Annotated in this window: 11 protein-coding genes; 5 read left to right on the top strand and 6 right to left on the bottom strand. The window is 71.9% G+C overall.

Annotated features, from left to right (window positions below):
* Nucleotides 1-14: 14 nt before the first annotated feature.
* From prfA to KHC27_RS19550, 3 genes are all read right to left on the bottom strand, one after another.
* The gene (gene prfA, locus KHC27_RS19540) at nt 15-1,106 is read right to left on the bottom strand and encodes a peptide chain release factor 1 (RefSeq protein ID WP_213341362.1); all 1,092 of its coding nucleotides are present in this window, start codon (nt 1,104-1,106) and stop codon (nt 15-17) included.
* 4 nt (nt 1,107-1,110) lie between these two features.
* Nucleotides 1,111-3,375: a phosphoenolpyruvate--protein phosphotransferase gene (gene ptsP / locus KHC27_RS19545; protein ID WP_213341364.1), complete on the bottom strand. Its 2,265-nt coding sequence runs from the start codon at nt 3,373-3,375 to the stop codon at nt 1,111-1,113.
* 83 nt (nt 3,376-3,458) lie between these two features.
* Nucleotides 3,459-4,709 carry an aspartate kinase gene (locus KHC27_RS19550; RefSeq protein ID WP_213341366.1) on the bottom strand — a complete coding sequence of 417 codons (1,251 nt, stop codon included), beginning with the start codon at nt 4,707-4,709 and terminating at the stop codon, nt 3,459-3,461.
* A 139-nt stretch (nt 4,710-4,848) separates the two neighbouring features.
* On the opposite strand from KHC27_RS19550, the gene ubiG reads away from it, so the two are divergent.
* The 3 genes from ubiG (at nt 4,849) to clpB (ending at nt 9,851) form a co-directional block, all read left to right on the top strand.
* On the top strand, nt 4,849-5,613 hold the full coding sequence (gene ubiG, locus KHC27_RS19555; RefSeq protein ID WP_213341368.1) for a bifunctional 2-polyprenyl-6-hydroxyphenol methylase/3-demethylubiquinol 3-O-methyltransferase UbiG: 765 nt from the start codon (nt 4,849-4,851) through the stop codon (nt 5,611-5,613).
* A gap of 146 nt (nt 5,614-5,759) precedes the next feature.
* A complete protein-coding gene (locus KHC27_RS19560; RefSeq protein WP_213341370.1) occupies nt 5,760-7,037 on the top strand; it encodes an MFS transporter in 1,278 nt (425 codons plus the stop codon).
* Nucleotides 7,038-7,229: 192 nt separating this feature from the next.
* Entirely contained in the window at nt 7,230-9,851 is a 2,622-nt protein-coding gene (clpB, locus tag KHC27_RS19565) for an ATP-dependent chaperone ClpB (RefSeq protein ID WP_213341372.1), read from the top strand.
* A gap of 109 nt (nt 9,852-9,960) precedes the next feature.
* On the opposite strand, the gene galU is transcribed toward clpB, so the two are convergent.
* Nucleotides 9,961-10,851 (bottom strand): UTP--glucose-1-phosphate uridylyltransferase GalU, encoded by an 891-nt coding sequence (gene galU / locus KHC27_RS19570; protein ID WP_213341374.1) that lies wholly within the window; start codon nt 10,849-10,851, stop codon nt 9,961-9,963.
* A 338-nt stretch (nt 10,852-11,189) separates the two neighbouring features.
* Between galU and KHC27_RS19575 the strand changes: the two genes are divergently transcribed.
* Together KHC27_RS19575 and KHC27_RS19580 are read left to right on the top strand one after the other, a co-directional pair.
* Nucleotides 11,190-12,572, top strand: coding sequence for a lytic murein transglycosylase (locus tag KHC27_RS19575; RefSeq protein ID WP_213341376.1), 1,383 nt, complete (start codon nt 11,190-11,192; stop codon nt 12,570-12,572).
* Nucleotides 12,573-12,664: 92 nt separating this feature from the next.
* Entirely contained in the window at nt 12,665-14,620 is a 1,956-nt protein-coding gene (locus KHC27_RS19580; protein WP_213341378.1) for an SGNH/GDSL hydrolase family protein, read from the top strand.
* A gap of 42 nt (nt 14,621-14,662) precedes the next feature.
* Here the strand turns inward: KHC27_RS19580 and KHC27_RS19585 are convergent, their stop codons facing one another.
* Together KHC27_RS19585 and KHC27_RS19590 are read right to left on the bottom strand one after the other, a co-directional pair.
* Nucleotides 14,663-15,121 (bottom strand): bleomycin resistance protein, encoded by a 459-nt coding sequence (locus tag KHC27_RS19585; RefSeq protein ID WP_213341380.1) that lies wholly within the window; start codon nt 15,119-15,121, stop codon nt 14,663-14,665.
* A 107-nt stretch (nt 15,122-15,228) separates the two neighbouring features.
* Nucleotides 15,229-16,653 (bottom strand): glutamate synthase subunit beta, encoded by a 1,425-nt coding sequence (locus tag KHC27_RS19590; RefSeq protein WP_213341382.1) that lies wholly within the window; start codon nt 16,651-16,653, stop codon nt 15,229-15,231.
* Nucleotides 16,654-16,656 lie beyond the last annotated feature (3 nt).

Genomic DNA, 16,656 nt, shown 5'->3' on the forward strand with positions numbered 1-16,656 from the left:
CCCGCGATTCCCGCTCACGCCGCCCCCCGGTCGAGGCCCTCGGCTTCGGCGAGCAGGGCTGCCTGATGCTCGGTCACCAGCGCCTCGACCAGCTCGCCGAGGGCGTCGCCGGCGAGGACCTCCGGCAGCTTGTGCAGGGTCAGCCCGATGCGGTGGTCGGTCACGCGGCCCTGCGGGAAATTATAGGTGCGGATGCGCTCCGAGCGGTCGCCGGAGCCGACCTGCAGCTTGCGGTCGGCGGCGCGGGCGCTGTCGCGCTTCTCGCGCTCGGCCTCGTAGATCCGCGCCCGCAGCATGGCCATGGCCCGGGCCTTGTTCTTGTGCTGGGAACGCTCATCCTGCACCGCCACCACCGTGCCGGTGGGCAGGTGGGTGATGCGCACCGCGCTCTCGGTTTTGTTGACGTGCTGGCCGCCGGCGCCCGAGGCGCGGAACACGTCGATGCGCAGGTCGCCCTCGTCGATGGCGATGTCGACCTCCTCCACCTCCGGCAGCACCGCGACGGTGGCGGCGGAGGTGTGGATGCGGCCGGAGGCCTCGGTGTCGGGCACGCGCTGCACCCGGTGCACCCCGGATTCGAACTTCAGTTTCGCGTAGGCGCCCTTGCCGTGCAGGGCGGCGGCGATTTCCTTGAAGCCGCCGGCGGCGCCCTCGTTCATCGAGAGCACCTCGACCGACCAGCCATTGAGCGCGGCGAAGCGCTCATACATGCGGAACAGGTCGCCGGCGAACAGGGCGGCCTCGTCGCCGCCGGTGCCGGCGCGCACCTCCAGGATGACGCCGCGCTCGTCCATGGCGTCGCGCGGCAGCAAGGCGAGCCGCACCTCGCGGGTCAGCTCCTCGATGCGCCCGTCCAGCTCGTCGGCCTCGGCGCGGGCGAGGGCGGCCATTTCCGGGTCGCCGGCGGCGTCCTCCATCAGGGCGCGGGCGCCGTCGCGCTCGCGCTCGGCGGCGCGCAGCGCCTTCACCCGCTCGATCAGCGGGGAAAGCTCGGCGAATTCGCGCGACAGCCGGACATAGGCCTCCGCGTCCGGGCTGCCGGACAGCGCGTGTTCGATCTCGGCATGGCGCGCGAGAAGCTGGTCGAGGCGGGAGTCGGGGAGCATGGCTTTACAGGGGCAGGCCGCTGGCCTCGGCGAAGGCGGCGAGGCGCTGGCGGATCGAGGCCGATCCCCCCGCCTCGATCAGGGGCGCCACCACCGCGGCGACGGCGGCCAGGTTCAGCTCGCGCAGCATCGCCTTCACCGGGCCGAACGAGGCGGGCGAGACCGAGAGCTTGCGGTAGCCGATGGCGGCCAGCGCCAGCGCCTCCAGCGGGCGGGAGGCCAGCTCGCCGCACAGCGTGACGCTCTTGCCGTGGCGGGCGGCGGCGTCGGCGATGGCCTTCAGCGCCCGCAGCGCCGGCGGGGAGAGCGGGTCGAAGCGGTCCGCCACCCGGGAATTGCCGCGGTCGGCGGCGAACAGGAACTGGACGAGGTCGTTGGAGCCGACCGAGGCGAAGTCGATGCGGCTGAACAGCTCGTCGAGCTGGAACAGCAGCGAGGGCACCTCCAGCATCACCCCGACCAGCACCCGGTCCGGCAGGCCGTGGCCGTGGCGGCGCAGATGGGTGAGCTCGCGCTCGACGATGTGGCGGGCCTTGTCGAACTCCTCCACCACCGAGACCATCGGGAAGATGAGCCGCAGCTCGCGCCCGGTCGCCGCCTTCAGCAGCGCCCGGATCTGGCTGCGCAAGAGCCCCGGCCGGTCCAGCCCCAGCCGGATGGCGCGCCAGCCCAGCGCCGGGTTCTCCTCCTCCACCGCCCGCATATAGGGCAGCACCTTGTCGCCGCCGATGTCGAGGGTGCGGAACACCACCGGCCGCTCCCCCGCCGAATCGAGCACGGAGCGGTAGAGCCGCAACTGCTCGTTGGTGCGGGGGAAGGCCGAGGCGATCATGAACTGGAGTTCGGTGCGGAACAGCCCGATGCCGGTGGCGCCGGTCTCCTCGATGTGCGGCAGGTCCACCAGCAGGCCGGCATTGAGGTGCAGCTCGATGGTGACGCCGTCGCGGGTGACGGTGGGCAGGTCGCGCAGCGCGGCATACTGCTCCAGCCGCTTGGCCCGGAAGCGCACCTTCTCGGCATAGGCGGCCTCGACATCGGCGGGCGGGCGCACATGCACCTCGCCACCGACGCCGTCGACGATGATGGCGTCGCCGGGATCGACCTGCCCGACGATGTTCTCGACGTGGCCGACCGCGGCGATGTTCAGCGCCCGGGCGACGATGGTGAGGTGGCTGGTCGCCGCGCCCTCTTCCAGCACCAGGCCGCGGATGCGGCTGCGGTCATAGTCCAGCAGCGCCGCCGGGCTCATGTTGCGGGCGACGATGACGGCGTTCTCGGGAAGCTGGATCGGCTCCGGCCCGCCGGAGCGGCCGGTGAGCTGGCGCAGCAGCCGGTTGGCGAGGTCGTCGAGATCGTGCATCCGCTCGCGCAGATAGGGGTCGGTCATGCGCAGCATGCGGGCGCGGGTGTCCGACTGCACCCGCTCCACCGCGCCCTCGGCGGTGAGCCCGGTCATGACCGCCTCGCGCATGCGCGCGATCCAGCCGCGGTCATGGGCGAACATGCGGTAGGCTTCGAGAATCTCGCGGTGCTCGCCGACCCGGGCGACGCCCTCGTCCTCCAGCAGCATGTCGATGGAGGTGCGCAGCGTCTCCACCGCGTGGTCGAGCCGGGCCAGCTCGCTCTGCACGTCCTCGGCGATGACCTTGGTCACCTCGATGCGCGGCTCGTGCAGCACGACATGGCCGAGGCCGATGCCATCCGACAGGGCGAGGCCGTTGATGTGCAGCGGTCGGCGCGAGGCCGGCTCGGCGCCCGGCACCGCCAGCGCGGTGAGCTCGCCCGAGGCGATGATTTCCGCGAGCACCATGGCGGTGGTCTGGAGCGCCTCGACCTCCTCCTCGGTGTAGGTGCGGTGGGCGCGGTTCTGCACCACCAGCACCCCGAGCGTGTTGCCCGCCCGCAGGATCGGCACGCCGAGGAAGGAGTGGTAGATTTCCTCGCCCGTCTCCGGCCGGTAGGAGAAGGCGGGGTGGGCCTGGGCGTTGGAGAGGCTGATCGCCTCCGCCTCGCGGGCCACGGTGCCGACCAGGCCCTCGTCGATCCGCATCACGGTGAGATGCACCGCGGAGCGGTTCAGGCCCTCGGTGGCGTAGAGCTCCAGCGTGCCGTCGACCCGCAGCACATAGATCGAGCACACCTCGGCCACCATGTTGGCCGCGATAAGCACCACGATCTTGTCGAGGCGGTCCTGCGCGCTGACCGGCTCCGCCATCACTTCGCGAAGCCGTCTCAGGAGCACGCGCGGGCCGCCGAGCGCGCCTCGCATCGGCCGTCCTCGGTTTCCGGGCGCCGCTTGACCCGGCTGTCACTCAACCGGCGCGGGAATCGCCCGCGCCGTCTCCTCCGCCGTCAGGCGTCGAGCCCGTATACCGAATGCAGAGTCCGAACTGCAAGCTCGGTATAGGCGGCGTCGATCAGGATCGAGATCTTGATCTCGGAGGTGCTGATGGCGCGGATGTTGATGCCGCGCTCGGACAGCGCCTTGAAGGCCTTCGCCGCCACGCCGGCGTGCGAGCGCATGCCGATGCCGATGATCGAGACCTTCACCACGTCGGTGGCGCCCTCGATGGTTTCAAAGCCGATCTCCGACTTCACCACCGCCAGCGCCGCCTTGGCCCGCTCGAAATCGGTGTTCGGCACGGTGAAGGTGATGTCGGTGTGGCCTTCCGCCGAGATGTTCTGGACGATCATGTCGACATTGATGTGGGCGTCGGCGAGGGGCACGAAGACGCCGGCGGCGATGCCCGGCTTGTCCGGCACCCGGCGGATGCTGACCTGCGCCTCGTCCCTTGCGAAGGCGATGCCGGTGACGACTTCACTCTCCACGATTTCCTCCTCGTCGCAAATCAGCGTGCCGGGCGGGTCGCCCGCGGTCTTGAGTTCGGGGGCGTCCGGGTCGGTGAAGCTGGAGCGCACGAAGGTGCGCACCTTGTGCACCATGGCCAGCTCGACCGAGCGGACCTGCAGCACCTTGGCCCCGAGCGAGGCCATCTCCAGCATTTCCTCGAACGCGATCTTGTCCAGCCGCTTCGCCTTGGGGACGATGCGGGGGTCGGTGGTGTAGACGCCGTCGACGTCGGTGTAGATGTCGCAGCGGTCGGCCTTGATCGCCGCCGCCACCGCGACGGCCGAGGTGTCGGAGCCGCCGCGCCCCAGCGTGGTGATGCGGCCGGTGGGCAGGTGGATGCCCTGGAAGCCGGCGATCACAGCCACCTCGCCGCTCTCGAAGCGGGCGAGGATCTCGGCGCCGTTGACGTCGAGGATGCGGGCCGAGCCGTGGGCGTCGTCGGTCGAGACCGGAAGCTGCCAGCCCTGCCAGGAACGGGCGGGAATGCCCATCTCCTGCAGCGCGATCGCCAGCAGGCCGGAGGTCACCTGCTCGCCGGAGGCGACGATGGCGTCGTATTCGCGGGCGTCGTGCAGCACCGCGGTCTCGCGCACCCAGCCCACCAGCTCGTTGGTCTTGCCGGACATGGCGGACACCACGACCGCCACCTGGTGGCCGGCCTCGACCTCGCGTTTGACGTGGCGCGCGACGTTGCGGATGCGCTCCACGTTCGCGACGGACGTGCCGCCGAACTTCATCACCAGACGTGCCATGGGAAGGGTACCGTACCGAATTGTTCTTTTGTCGGGCCCGGGATGGGTCCCCCGGGCCGAAAGGCGGGTATACATACTGACCTCGCGCCCCGCCCGCAACGGCGGCGCGCCACCTTGGACCCGCTCCACGAGACGCATCATGCCGCAGCCCGCCGAGACGCTTTCCGCCCCGACCACGGTCGACCCGCGCGAGGTGGCGCGCTTCGCCGCGCTGGCCGCGGAATGGTGGAACCCGCGCGGCAAGATGAAGGTGCTGCACGTCTTCAATCCGGTGCGGCTGGCCTGGCTGCGCGAGGCGATGGTGGAGCGGTTCGGCCGCGATCCGCGCGCGCTGCGCCCGCTGGAGGGCCTCACCATCCTCGACATCGGCTGCGGCGGCGGCCTGCTGAGCGAGCCGCTGGCGCGGATGGGCGCCACCGTGCTCGGCATCGACCCGGCCGAGCGCAATGTGCGAATCGCCGCGCTCCACGCCGAGGATGCCGGCCTCGACCTCGCCTACCGCGCCACCACCGCCGAGGACCTCGCCGACAGCGGCGCCCGCTTCGACGTGGTGCTGGCGATGGAGGTGGTGGAGCATGTCGCCGATGTCGGGCTGTTCCTCAGCCGCGCCGCCGCGATGGTGAAGCCCGGCGGGCTGATGGCGGCGGCGACGCTGAACCGCACCAAGCGCTCCTTCGCCCTCGCCGTGGTGGGGGCGGAATATGTGCTGGGCTGGCTGCCGCGCGGCACCCATGACTGGCGCAAATTCGTCACCCCGGAGGAGCTGGGCGCGGCGCTGGAAGCCGGCGGGCTGGAGGTGATCGACCGCCAGGGCGTGGTGTTCAACCCGTTCCTCAACGAATGGCGCCGCTCGCCGGACCTTGCCGTCAACTACATGATGCTGGCCGCCCGCCCGCCGGCCTGAGCCGGAGCGGCGGGCGCCTCACCGGCAGGAGCCGGCGGGGCCGCTGCGTCAGCGGCGAAGAAAGCGGCAAGGCGCCGGCCGATCCCGGAACTGCGGTGACGTGTTCCGGCTTGTACGGTGCGATTTCACCAGCCGGGACCTCCTTCATGCGCGCCTCCGCGACCCGCTCCGCCGCCGTGCTGACCCCGCTCGCCGCGCTGGCGGCGGTGAACCTGTTCCTCTCCGATGTCCGCGACGGGCTTGGCCCGTTCCTCGGCGTGTTCCTGCAGCAGAGGCAGTGGCAGCCCTCGGAGATCGGCCTCGTCATGACCATTGGCGGGCTCGCCGGCATGCTGGCGACCATGCCGATGGGCGCGCTGGTGGATGCCAGCCGGGCCAAGCGGGGCATCATCGTCGCCGGTTCGGCGGTGGTCATCGCCGCCTCCTTCGCCATCCTGCTGATGCCGGACTTTCCGGTGGTGGCGGTGGCGCAGGCGGTGAACGGCATCGCCGCCGCGGTGCTGCTGCCGGCCATCGCCGGCCTCACCCTCGGCCTCGTCGGCCCCGCCGGCTTCGACCGCCAGCTCGGGGTGAACGAGGCGTTCAACCACGGCGGCAACATCCTCGCCGCGGTGCTGGCCGGCGGGCTCGGCTGGTGGTTCGGTCTGCCGGCGGTGTTCGCGCTGATGGCCGGGATGGCGCTGTTCGCGGCGCTGTCGGTGCTGATGATTCCGCCCGCCGCCATCGACCACGAGGCCGCGCGCGGCGCCGCCCCCGCCGGGGCCGGCTCCCCCGCCGGGCGCGAGGGCATCGGCACGCTTTTGCGCGAGCCGGCGCTGATCACCGCCGCCGTCACCTTCGCGCTGTTCCACCTCGGCAACGGGGCGATGCTGCCGCTGTTCGGCCAGGCGATGGTGGCGCGCGCGGGCGCCGATCCCAGCGTGTTCACCGCGCTCACCGTGGTGGTGGCGCAGGCCACCATGATCCCGATGGCGCTGCTGGCGGCCCGGCTCGCGGAGAAGCGGGGCTACCGTCTGGTGCTGCTGCTGGCGCTGGTCGCCCTGCCGCTGCGCGGGGTGATCGCCGCCGCGGCGGTGTATCATGACGCTTATTGGGGGGTGATCCCGGTGCAGATGCTGGACGGGGTGGGCGCCGGCCTGCTCGGGGTGGCGACGCCCGGCGTCGTCGCCCGCATCCTCGCCGGCTCCGGCCGCTTCAATCTCGGCCTCGGCTTCGTGATGACCGCGCAGGGGGTGGGCGCCTCGCTCTCCACCACGCTGGGCGGCATGGCGGCGCAGGAGATCAGCTATCCCGCCGCCTTCCTCGTGCTGGGCGGCGTGGCGGCGCTGGCGGCCGGCGCCTATGTGATCGGCGGCTGTCCGGGCGGCGCACGCAAGGGTGGCACGCCGGCGCCGGGGCTGCCCGCCGGCGGCGCGCCGGCCTGACCGGCGGGCCACCGCGCACAAAGTGCGGTTGATCGGGGTCAAGGCTCTTCCGTTGCCTCAAAGCCACACTACATGAGGAAGCGGCGGGCTGCCTGAGGGGGCCTGCCGCGGCGGCCGGGATACGGGCGCCGTTCGTCCCGCATGACCGCTCGCGCCTCGGGGAGGGCGGGCGGGGGGCCAGGAGGCAGGCACATGAATTTCGACATCTATACCGAACGGGCTCGCGGTTTCGTCCAGTCGGCGCAGGCGCTGGCGCTGCGCGAGGGGCACCAGCAGTTCACGCCCGACCATCTCCTGAAGGTGCTGCTCGACGACCCGGAAGGCCTGTGCGCCGGCCTGATCCGCCGTGCCGACGCCGATCCGCGGCTCGTGCTGGCGGAAACCGAGGCGTCGCTCGCCAAGCTGCCGAAGGTGCAGGGCTCGGGCGCCGGGCAGGTCTATCTCGCGCCCGCCACCGCGCGCGTCTTCGAGGCCGCGGAGAAGGCGGCGAAGAAGGCTGGCGACGGCTATGTCACGGTCGAGCGCATGCTGCTCGCGCTGGCGCTGGAAAAGGACAGCGACGCCGGCCGCACCCTCGCCAAGGCGGGCGTGACGCCGCAGAAGCTGAACGCCGCCATCGAGGAGCTGCGCAAGGGCCGCACCGCCGACAGCGCCACCGCCGAGAATGCCTATGACGCGCTGAAGAAATACGCCCGCGACCTCACCGCCGCGGCGCGCGAGGGCAAGCTCGACCCGGTCATCGGCCGCGACGAGGAGATTCGCCGCACCATTCAGGTTCTCTCCCGCCGCACCAAGAACAACCCGGTGCTGATCGGCGAGCCGGGCGTCGGCAAGACCGCGATCGTCGAGGGCCTCGCCCTGCGCATCGTCGATGGCGACGTGCCCGAGAGCCTGAAGGACAAGAGCCTGCTGGCGCTCGACATGGGCTCGCTCATCGCCGGGGCGAAATACCGTGGCGAGTTCGAGGAGCGGCTGAAGGCCGTGCTCTCCGAGGTCGAGGCCGCGGAAGGCGGCATCATCCTGTTCATCGACGAGATGCACACGCTGGTCGGCGCCGGCAAGACCGACGGCGCGATGGACGCCTCCAACCTGCTGAAGCCCGCGCTGGCGCGCGGCGAGCTGCACTGCGTCGGCGCGACCACGCTGGAGGAATACCGCAAGCACGTCGAGAAGGACGCCGCGCTCGCCCGCCGCTTCCAGCCGGTCTTCGTCAGCGAGCCGACGGTGGAGGATACCGTCTCCATCCTGCGCGGCATCAAGGAGAAGTACGAGCTGCACCACGGCGTGCGCATCACCGATTCCGCGCTGGTGGCGGCGGCGACGCTGTCCAACCGCTACATCACCGACCGCTTCCTGCCCGACAAGGCGATCGACCTCGTCGACGAGGCGGCCTCGCGGCTGCGCATGCAGGTCGATTCCAAGCCGGAGGAGCTCGATTCCATCGACCGCGAGATCGTGCGCCTGCGCATCGAGCAGGAGGCGCTGAAGAAGGAGAGCGACGCCGGCTCCCGCGACCGGCTGAAGAAGCTGGAGAAGGAGCTGGCCGACCTCGAGGAGCGCTCGGCCTCCATCACCTCGCGCTGGAAGGCGGAGAAGGAGAAGCTCGGCGACGCCCAGAAGCTGAAGAGCGACCTGGAGAAGGCCCGCGCCGACCTTGCCATCGCCCAGCGCAGCGGCGAGTACCAGAAGGCCGGCGAGCTGGCCTATGGCACCATTCCGGCGCTGGAGAAGAAGCTCGCCGCCATCGAGGCGCAGGACGGCCGCAAGGGTGCGGGCGCTGGCGCGGGCACGATGATGGAAGAGGCGGTGACGCCCGACCACATCGCCGGCGTCGTCTCGCGCTGGACCGGCGTGCCGGTGGATAAGATGCTGGAGGGCGAGAAGGACAAGCTGCTGCGCATGGAGGAGGTGCTCTCCTCCCGTGTGGTGGGGCAGGCGGAGGCCGTGGAGGCCGTCTCGACCGCGGTGCGCCGCGCAAGGGCCGGGCTGCAGGACCCCAACCGGCCGATCGGCTCCTTCATGTTCCTCGGCCCCACCGGCGTCGGCAAGACCGAGCTGACCAAGGCGCTGGCCGCCTTCCTGTTCGACGACGACACCGCGCTCGTGCGCATCGACATGTCGGAATACATGGAGAAGCACGCGGTCTCCCGCCTCATCGGCGCGCCTCCGGGCTATGTCGGCTATGAGGAGGGCGGCGCGCTGACCGAGGCGGTGCGGCGCCGGCCCTATCAGGTGGTGCTGTTCGACGAGATCGAGAAGGCGCACCCGGACGTGTTCAACGTCCTGCTGCAGGTGCTGGACGATGGCCGCCTCACCGACGGCCAGGGCCGCACGGTCGACTTCCGCAACACGCTGATCATCATGACCTCGAACCTCGGTTCGGACTATCTGGTGAACCAGCGCGACGGCGACGACAGCGAGGCGGTGCGCGAGGAGGTGATGGCGGTGGTGCGCGGGCATTTCCGGCCCGAGTTCCTCAACCGCGTCGACGAGATCGTGCTGTTCCACCGGCTGCGGCGCGAGCAGATGGGCGCCATCGTCGACATCCAGATGGCCCGGCTGCGCAAGCTGCTGGAGGAGCGCAAGATCGTCATCGAGCTGACGCCGGAGGCGCGCGCCTTCATCGCCGAGAAGGGCTACGACCCCGCCTATGGCGCCCGTCCGCTGAAGCGGGTGATCCAGAAGCTGCTGCAGGACCCGCTTGCGGGCCGCATCCTCGCCGGCACGGTGAAGGACGGCGACACGGTGCGGGTGGAGCTGGGGGCGGGCGAGCTGCTGTTCGACACCGTCCACCCGGTGGAAGAGGCGGCCTGAGCGCCGCCTCCCGTTCCCGAGACGACAACGGCGCGGCCCCAGGGCCGCGCCGTTTCTGTTTCTGTCTCTGGCAGGCGGTGGCGGCCGGGCTCGGCCGGCCGCGCCGGCCTCACGCCTGCGCCAGCAGCGCGTGCAGCTCCGGCAGGAAGGTCTCCGCGATGTCCGGCCGGGCCAGCGCATAGGCGACATTCGCCATGAGGAAGCCGAGCTTCGAGCCGCAATCGTAGATCGAGCCGTCGAAGGTGACGCTGTAGAAGTCCTGCTTCTTCGCCAGCTTCAGCATGGAGTCGGTGAGCTGGATCTCGTTGCCGGCGCCGCGCTCCTGGCTGGCCAGCAGCTCGAAGATCTCCGGCTGCAGGATGTAGCGGCCGGAAATGGCGAGGTTGGAGGGCGCCACCTCCTTCTTCGGCTTTTCGACCATGCGGGCGATGCGGTGCACGCCGTCGGCGATCTGCTCGCCCTGGCCGACGATGCCGTACTGGTCGGTCTGTTCGCGCGGGACCTCGTAGACCGCGATGTGGTTGCCGCCGCCGGTCTTCTGGTAGGCCTCGACCATGCGGGCGAGGCAGCCCTTGCCGTTGCGCGGCTTGTGCAGCATGTCGGGCAGCAGCAGGGCGAAGGGCTCGTTGCCGATGATGTCGCGGGCGCACCATACCGCGTGGCCGAGGCCGAGCGGGAGCTGCTGGCGGGTGAAGCTGGTCTTGCCCGGGCCGAGGGTCTCTTCCCGCAGCACGTCGAGAAGCTGGTGCTTGCCGCGCTCGGCAAGCGTCGCCTCCAGCTCGTACTGGCGGTCGAAATGGTCCTCGATGACGCCCTTGTTGCGGCCGGTGACGAAGACGATGTGCTCGATGCCGGCGGCGCGCGCCTCGTCGACCACGTGCTGGACCACGGGGCGGTCGACCACGGTCAGCATTTCCTTCGGCACGGCCTTGGTGGCCGGCAGGAAGCGGGTGCCGAGGCCGGCGACGGGGAGGATCGCTTTACGGATAGGGCTTGCCATGGGGAGAGACGCCACGTTGCGAAGGAGGAAGTGGTGGGACGGCGGGAGAACAGCCGGGCGAACCGGCAGACGGGCTCCTGGGCCGGAATGATGACAGGATCGTGAAGCGTACCCTACGTGATCCCGGAGGGCGGGTCACGCGTCGGGCCCGGCCTGCCATGCGGTCTCCAGCGTTGATATCGTTTGCCTGTCATCAGACTAGCCGGCCGCGGCGGCGTTGAACAATCGTCTTTTGCGGCACTGCACACAGTCGGGCCTCGTCCTAACGTCGAAGCGTTAAGGCCGTTTCAACGATGACGGGGCGTAAATGGACCCAGCCACTCGCACGGGATGGGTTCATGCGTAATCGAGCGAACGGCAGGGCGGGGGTGCTCCCCGTCTTCGCGCTGCTTCTGGCGTCGGGATTCGGCCTAGCCGGCTGTTCGGCCGGGCCGGACTTCACCGGCGCGCTTGCCGCGCCCGAGCGCCCCGCCAGGCCGGCCGCCCGCCAGGCCGTGGCCGCCCGGCCCGCCGCCGCGCCGGTGCGCTCGTCCCACCCCGCCATGACGCCGGCCGCGCTCGCCGCCGACGAGGCCAATTTCCCGCGCTGTCTCGCCGAGCTCGGCCAGCGGGCGCAGGCGCGCGGGGTTTCCGCCGCCGGGGTGCGCCGCTACACCGCCGGCCTCAAGCCCGACATGAGCATCATGTCGAAGCTGGAGACCCAGCCGGAATTCTCCCGGTCCACCGGCGATTATGTCGAGATGCTGGTGTCGGAGACCCGCATCCAGCGCGGCCGCGAGGCGATGGCGCAGAACGCGGCGGTGTTCGACGCGGTGGAGCGGACCTATGGCGTCGACAAATACGCCGTTGCCGCGATCTGGGGCATCGAGACCAATTACGGCAATGCCCGCGGCTCCTACTCCGTGATCGAGGCCACCGCGACGCTGGCCTGCGTCGGCCGGCGCAAGGCCTATTTCGCCGACGAGTTCATCGCCGCGCTGCAGATCGTCGACCGCGGCGACATTCCCGAGAGCCATCTGCGCGGCTCCTGGGCCGGGGCGTTCGGGCTCACCCAGTTCATGCCCACCGCCTTCCAGCGCGACGCGGTGGATTTCGACGGCGACGGCCACCGCAACGTGGTGGATTCGGTGGCCGACGCCATGGGCTCCACCGCCGCCAAGCTGAAGCGCGGCGGCTGGGTGGCCGGGCGGAGCTGGGGCTATGAGGTGGAGCTGCCGCGCGGCTTCAACTATCTGCTCGCCGACAAGAACGTGGTGAAGCCGATGGCCGAATGGTCGGCGCTCGGCGTCCGCCGGGTGGCGGGCCGGCCCTTCGCCAATGGGGCGGAGACCGCCTATCTCCTGCTGCCCGCCGGCGCGGAAGGCCCCGCCTTCCTGATGACCGGCAATTTCAAGGCGCTGCTGAGCTACAACCCCGCCGACGCCTATGCGCTCGCCATCGGCCATCTGGCCGACCGCATCCGCGGCGGCGAGCCCTTCGTGCACCCCTGGCCGGCCGACCAGCGCCCGCTGGCGCGGGCCGAGCGCATCGAGCTGCAGCAGCGGCTCGCCGCCATGGGCTATGATGTCGGCACGCCGGACGGGGTGATGGGGCTCAAGACCCGCGTCGCGGTGCGCGATTTCCAGGCCCGCGCCGGCATGGTGCCGGACGGCCTGCCCGATGTCGCGGTGCTGGACCGCATGCGCGCCGCCTCCGCCGGGGTGCAGCAGGCCCGGCTGTGAGCACCCCACCGGCCCGGTGGTGTCGGGCGGGGTCTTGAATCGGCCGCGTTCCTGAGGCACCGCTGACGCATCGACATCCCGCGGGGCGACCCATGCCGGAACAGCCGAGCCCCCGAGGCCAGAACCGCCCGGCGCGCCCTGCGCCGGCGCGCGCGCGTGCGCCCTCCGGCGCCGGGCGGCTTGGGGCCGGTGCCGGGGCTCTCCTGCGCGGGGTTCTCCTGCGCGGGCTGGCCGGCCTCGCTGCCCTGTGCTGGGCGCTGCTCGGGGCGCCGCTGGTCTCGCCCGCGCTGGCGCAGCAGGACTGGTTCCGCCCGCCGGCCGATGTCGGCTCCTCCAGCGCGCCCGCCCGCCAGCCGACGCGCCCGCCGGCCCAGAGCCAGGGCCAGCCGCGCCAGGCCGCCCGCCCGGCGCCGCAGCGCTCCGCCCCGCCGCCGCAGCAGGAACAGCGCTGGCGCCCGCTCTTTCCCTTCTTCGGCCTGTTCGAGCCCGCCCCGCCCGATGGCGACGCCGCCCGCCGGGCCCCGCGCGAGCTGCCGCCGGCCACGGACGAGCCGGCCCGCCCGCGTGTCGCCAAGCCCGCGCCGGAAGGCCCGGCCGAGCCGCGCGGCGCGGTGTATGGCTCGCTGGAGGCGGCCCGCAAGGACGCGGAGAAGCAGATCACCGCCTCGGTGCTGGTGCTCGGCGACCAGTATGCCGGCACGCTGGCGCAGGGCCTCGCCGACATGTTCGCGCCCGACCGCTCCACCATCGCGGTCATCGGCAATGAGCAGGACGGCTCCGGGCTGCTGCCGGGCGGCTTCGACTGGCTGGCCGCCGCGCCCGACCTCGCACGCGCCGAGCAGCCCACCGCCATCGTGGTGATGATCGGGCAGAACGACCTGCGGCCGCTGGACGGGGCGGGCGACGATTCCCGGGTGCTCGACGAGCGCTGGCGCGAGGTCTATGGCCGCCGCCTCGACGATTTCCTGATGCGGCTCAAGGCCACCGGCCGGCCGGTCGCGGTGGTGGGCCTCGCCCCCCAGCGCGACAGCCGCGCGAGCGAGCTCAACAGCCGCTTCAACGCCCTGCTGGAGGAGCGCACGGCCCGAGCCGGCCTCACCTATATCGATGTGTGGGACGGCTTCGTCGACGAGAACGGCAAGTACCTCGTCTCCGGCCCGGCGGTGGACGGCCAGCGCCGGCGGCTGCGCACCGCCGACGGCGTCGGCTTCACCCGTTCCGGCGGGCGCAAGCTCGGCTTCTTCGTGGACCGGGCGATCGGCAAGCTGCTGGGCGGGGAGGGCGCTCCCGCCGCCGGCCTGCCGCTGCCGGCCGCGTCCCCGGCGGGTCCGCCGGCCATCATCCAGCTCACCGGGGCGGGCACGGGTGCGAAGGAACTGGCGGGCGGTCCCGGCGCGGCGCCGGCACCCGCGCCGGAGGGCAGCGCCGCGCTCGCCATGCGCACGCTGAAGCAGGGCGACCCGCTGCCGCTGGTGGCCGGGCGGGCCGATGATTTCCGCTGGCCGGCGGCGAACGCGGCGGCGCCGCCTTCTCCCGGCGTGGCGGCCCCGGCTGAGGGTGCCGCGCCCGCCGGCGCTTCCGGCCCGGCCACCGGCGGCACGGGCTCGACGGCCGCGACCGGCGGGGCCGCCATAACCGGCGGAGCGGCGAGTCCGCCGTCACCGGCAGTGCCGCCATCCCCGGCGGCCGTCTCGCCGTCCTCGCCCTCGTCGCCGCCGCCGGGAGCATCCCCGGCCGCGGCGCCGTCCGCCGCACCGGCCGGCCCGAAGGCCGCGCTCGACCCGGCCGGGCGGTTGTCGGCCGCGCCCGCCTCGGTCGCCGGACCTCCGGCGGGTGCGACGTCGCCCGCGTCGGCCGCAGCATCCCCCGGCGTGGCGGCGCCCGCCGCGCCGGGCCCGACCGCGCTCGTCAGCCCGCCGGCGGCGGATGATCTCATCGCCCCGGTGCCGGTGCCGCCGGCCTTCCAGCGCGCGCCGGAGCGGCGCACCGCCTCGGGCGGCACGATCCCGCTGACCGCGCCCTCCGCCGGCACCGGCACCGCGCCCTGAACGGGCCGGCGCGGGCCGGCATGCCGCGTGACCGGCGCGACGTCAGGCGCTCGGCGGCAGGGTACCCAGCGGCCGGGTGCCCAGCCCTTCGGAAAAACGGATGAGGTAACCGTCGGGGTCCTGCACCAGGAACTGACGGACGCCGACCTCGTCCGCGCTGCGGCGGTACCATTTGTCTTCCGGCGCCATGTGGAGCGGCCAGCCGGCGGCCGCCAGCGCGGCGAGGATCGGCGCGGTGGCGCTGACCGCGATCTGGAAGTTGATGCCCCGGCCGAACGGCGTTTCCAGCGGGCCGGTGACCCACTGCCGGCCCTCGCCGCGCTGCTCCAGCATCAGCTCGGCGCCCTCGCGGCTGAGATAGGCGAAGGCGTCCTCCGGCCGGGCATAGGCGATGGCGAAGCCGCACAGCCCGCACCAGAAGGCGAGGCTGGCGGCGAGATCGCTGACCAGCAGCTCCGGGACGAGGGCGGCGCGGTCGAAGGCGGCGGTGTCGTCGGTCATGGACGGTCGCATGCAGGTGGCGGCCGGCCGATGTCGCGCCGGCAGCATCATCGCTGTCGGGCGGCGGGGAGCACGTGCATCCCCGCGCCGCGTGATCCGGCCGGGCCTCAGCGCGGCAGGACGGTGGAGCCCATCAGGAAGGTGTCCACCGAGGCGGCGGCCTGGCGGCCCTCGCGGATCGCCCACACCACCAGCGACTGGCCGCGCCGCATGTCGCCGGCGGCGAACAGCTTCGGCACCGAGGTCTGGTAGTCGTGGTCACTGGCCGCGACATTGCCGCGCCCGTCGAGCCCGGCGCCGGCCTGCTGCAGCAGGCCCTCATGCAGCGGGTGGACGAAGCCGAGCGCGATGAAGACGAGATCGGCCTTGATCTGGAACTCGGTGCCGGGAATGGGCTGGCGCTTGGCGTCGACGCGGGCGCAGTTCACCCCGATCACGCGGCCCTTCTTGCCGGCGATGCCGAGCGTGGCGGCGGCGAATTCGCGCTCGGCGCCCTCGGCCTGGCTGGAGGAGGTGCGGAACTTGGTCGGCCAGTACGGCCACACCGCCAGCTTGTCCTCCTTCGCCGGCGGCACCGGGCGGATGTCGAGCTGGTGAACCGAGAGCGCGCCCTGCCGGAAGGCGGTGCCGACGCAGTCCGAGGCGGTGTCGCCGCCGCCGATGACGACGACATGGCGGCCGGCGGCGAGGATCGGCGTCTCGTGGCTGACGTCCTCATGGCCGATGCGGCGGTTCTGCTGCACCAGATAGGGCATGGCGTAGTGCACGCCGTCCAGTTCCTGGCCGGGCAGCCGGGGGTCGCGCGGCTTTTCCGAGCCGCCACACAGCAGCACCGCGTCGAAGCCGTCCAGCAGCTCCTGGAACGGCTTGGTGACGCCGACATTCACGCCGTAGTGGAAGGTGACGCCTTCGCCCTCCATCTGCGCCACGCGGCGGTCGATGTAGTGCTTCTCCATCTTGAAGTCGGGAATGCCGTAGCGCAGCAGGCCGCCGGCCTTGGGCTCGCGCTCGAACACATGGACCTCGTGGCCGGCGCGGCCGAGCTGCTGGGCGGCGGCGAGGCCGGCGGGGCCGGAGCCGATGACCGCGACCTTGCGGCCGGTCTTCTGCGCCGCGGGCTCCGGCTTGATCCAGCCCATCTTCCACGCCTTGTCGGCGATGGCCTGCTCGACGGTCTTGATGGTGACCGGCACATCCTCGAGGTTCAGCGTGCAGGCTTCCTCGCAGGGGGCGGGACAGACGCGGCCGGTGAACTCGGGAAAATTGTTGGTGGAGTGCAGGTTGCGCGCCGCCTCCTCCCAGTTGCCGGCATAGACGAGGTCGTTCCAGTCCGGGATCTGGTTGTGGACCGGGCAGCCATTGGGGCCGTGGCAGAACGGAATGCCGCAGTCCATGCAGCGCGAGGCCTGGTTGGCGACCTCGCTGTCGGGCAGCGGAAGCGTGAACTCACGGAAATGGCGAATCCGATCGGAAGCCGGCTGATACTTGGCCTCACGCCGATCGATTTCGAGAAAACCGGTAACCTTACCCATCGC

It is taken from the genome of Ancylobacter lacus, from assembly GCF_018390635.1.
In the GTDB taxonomy this organism is placed as follows: Bacteria; Pseudomonadota; Alphaproteobacteria; order Rhizobiales; family Xanthobacteraceae; genus Ancylobacter; species Ancylobacter lacus.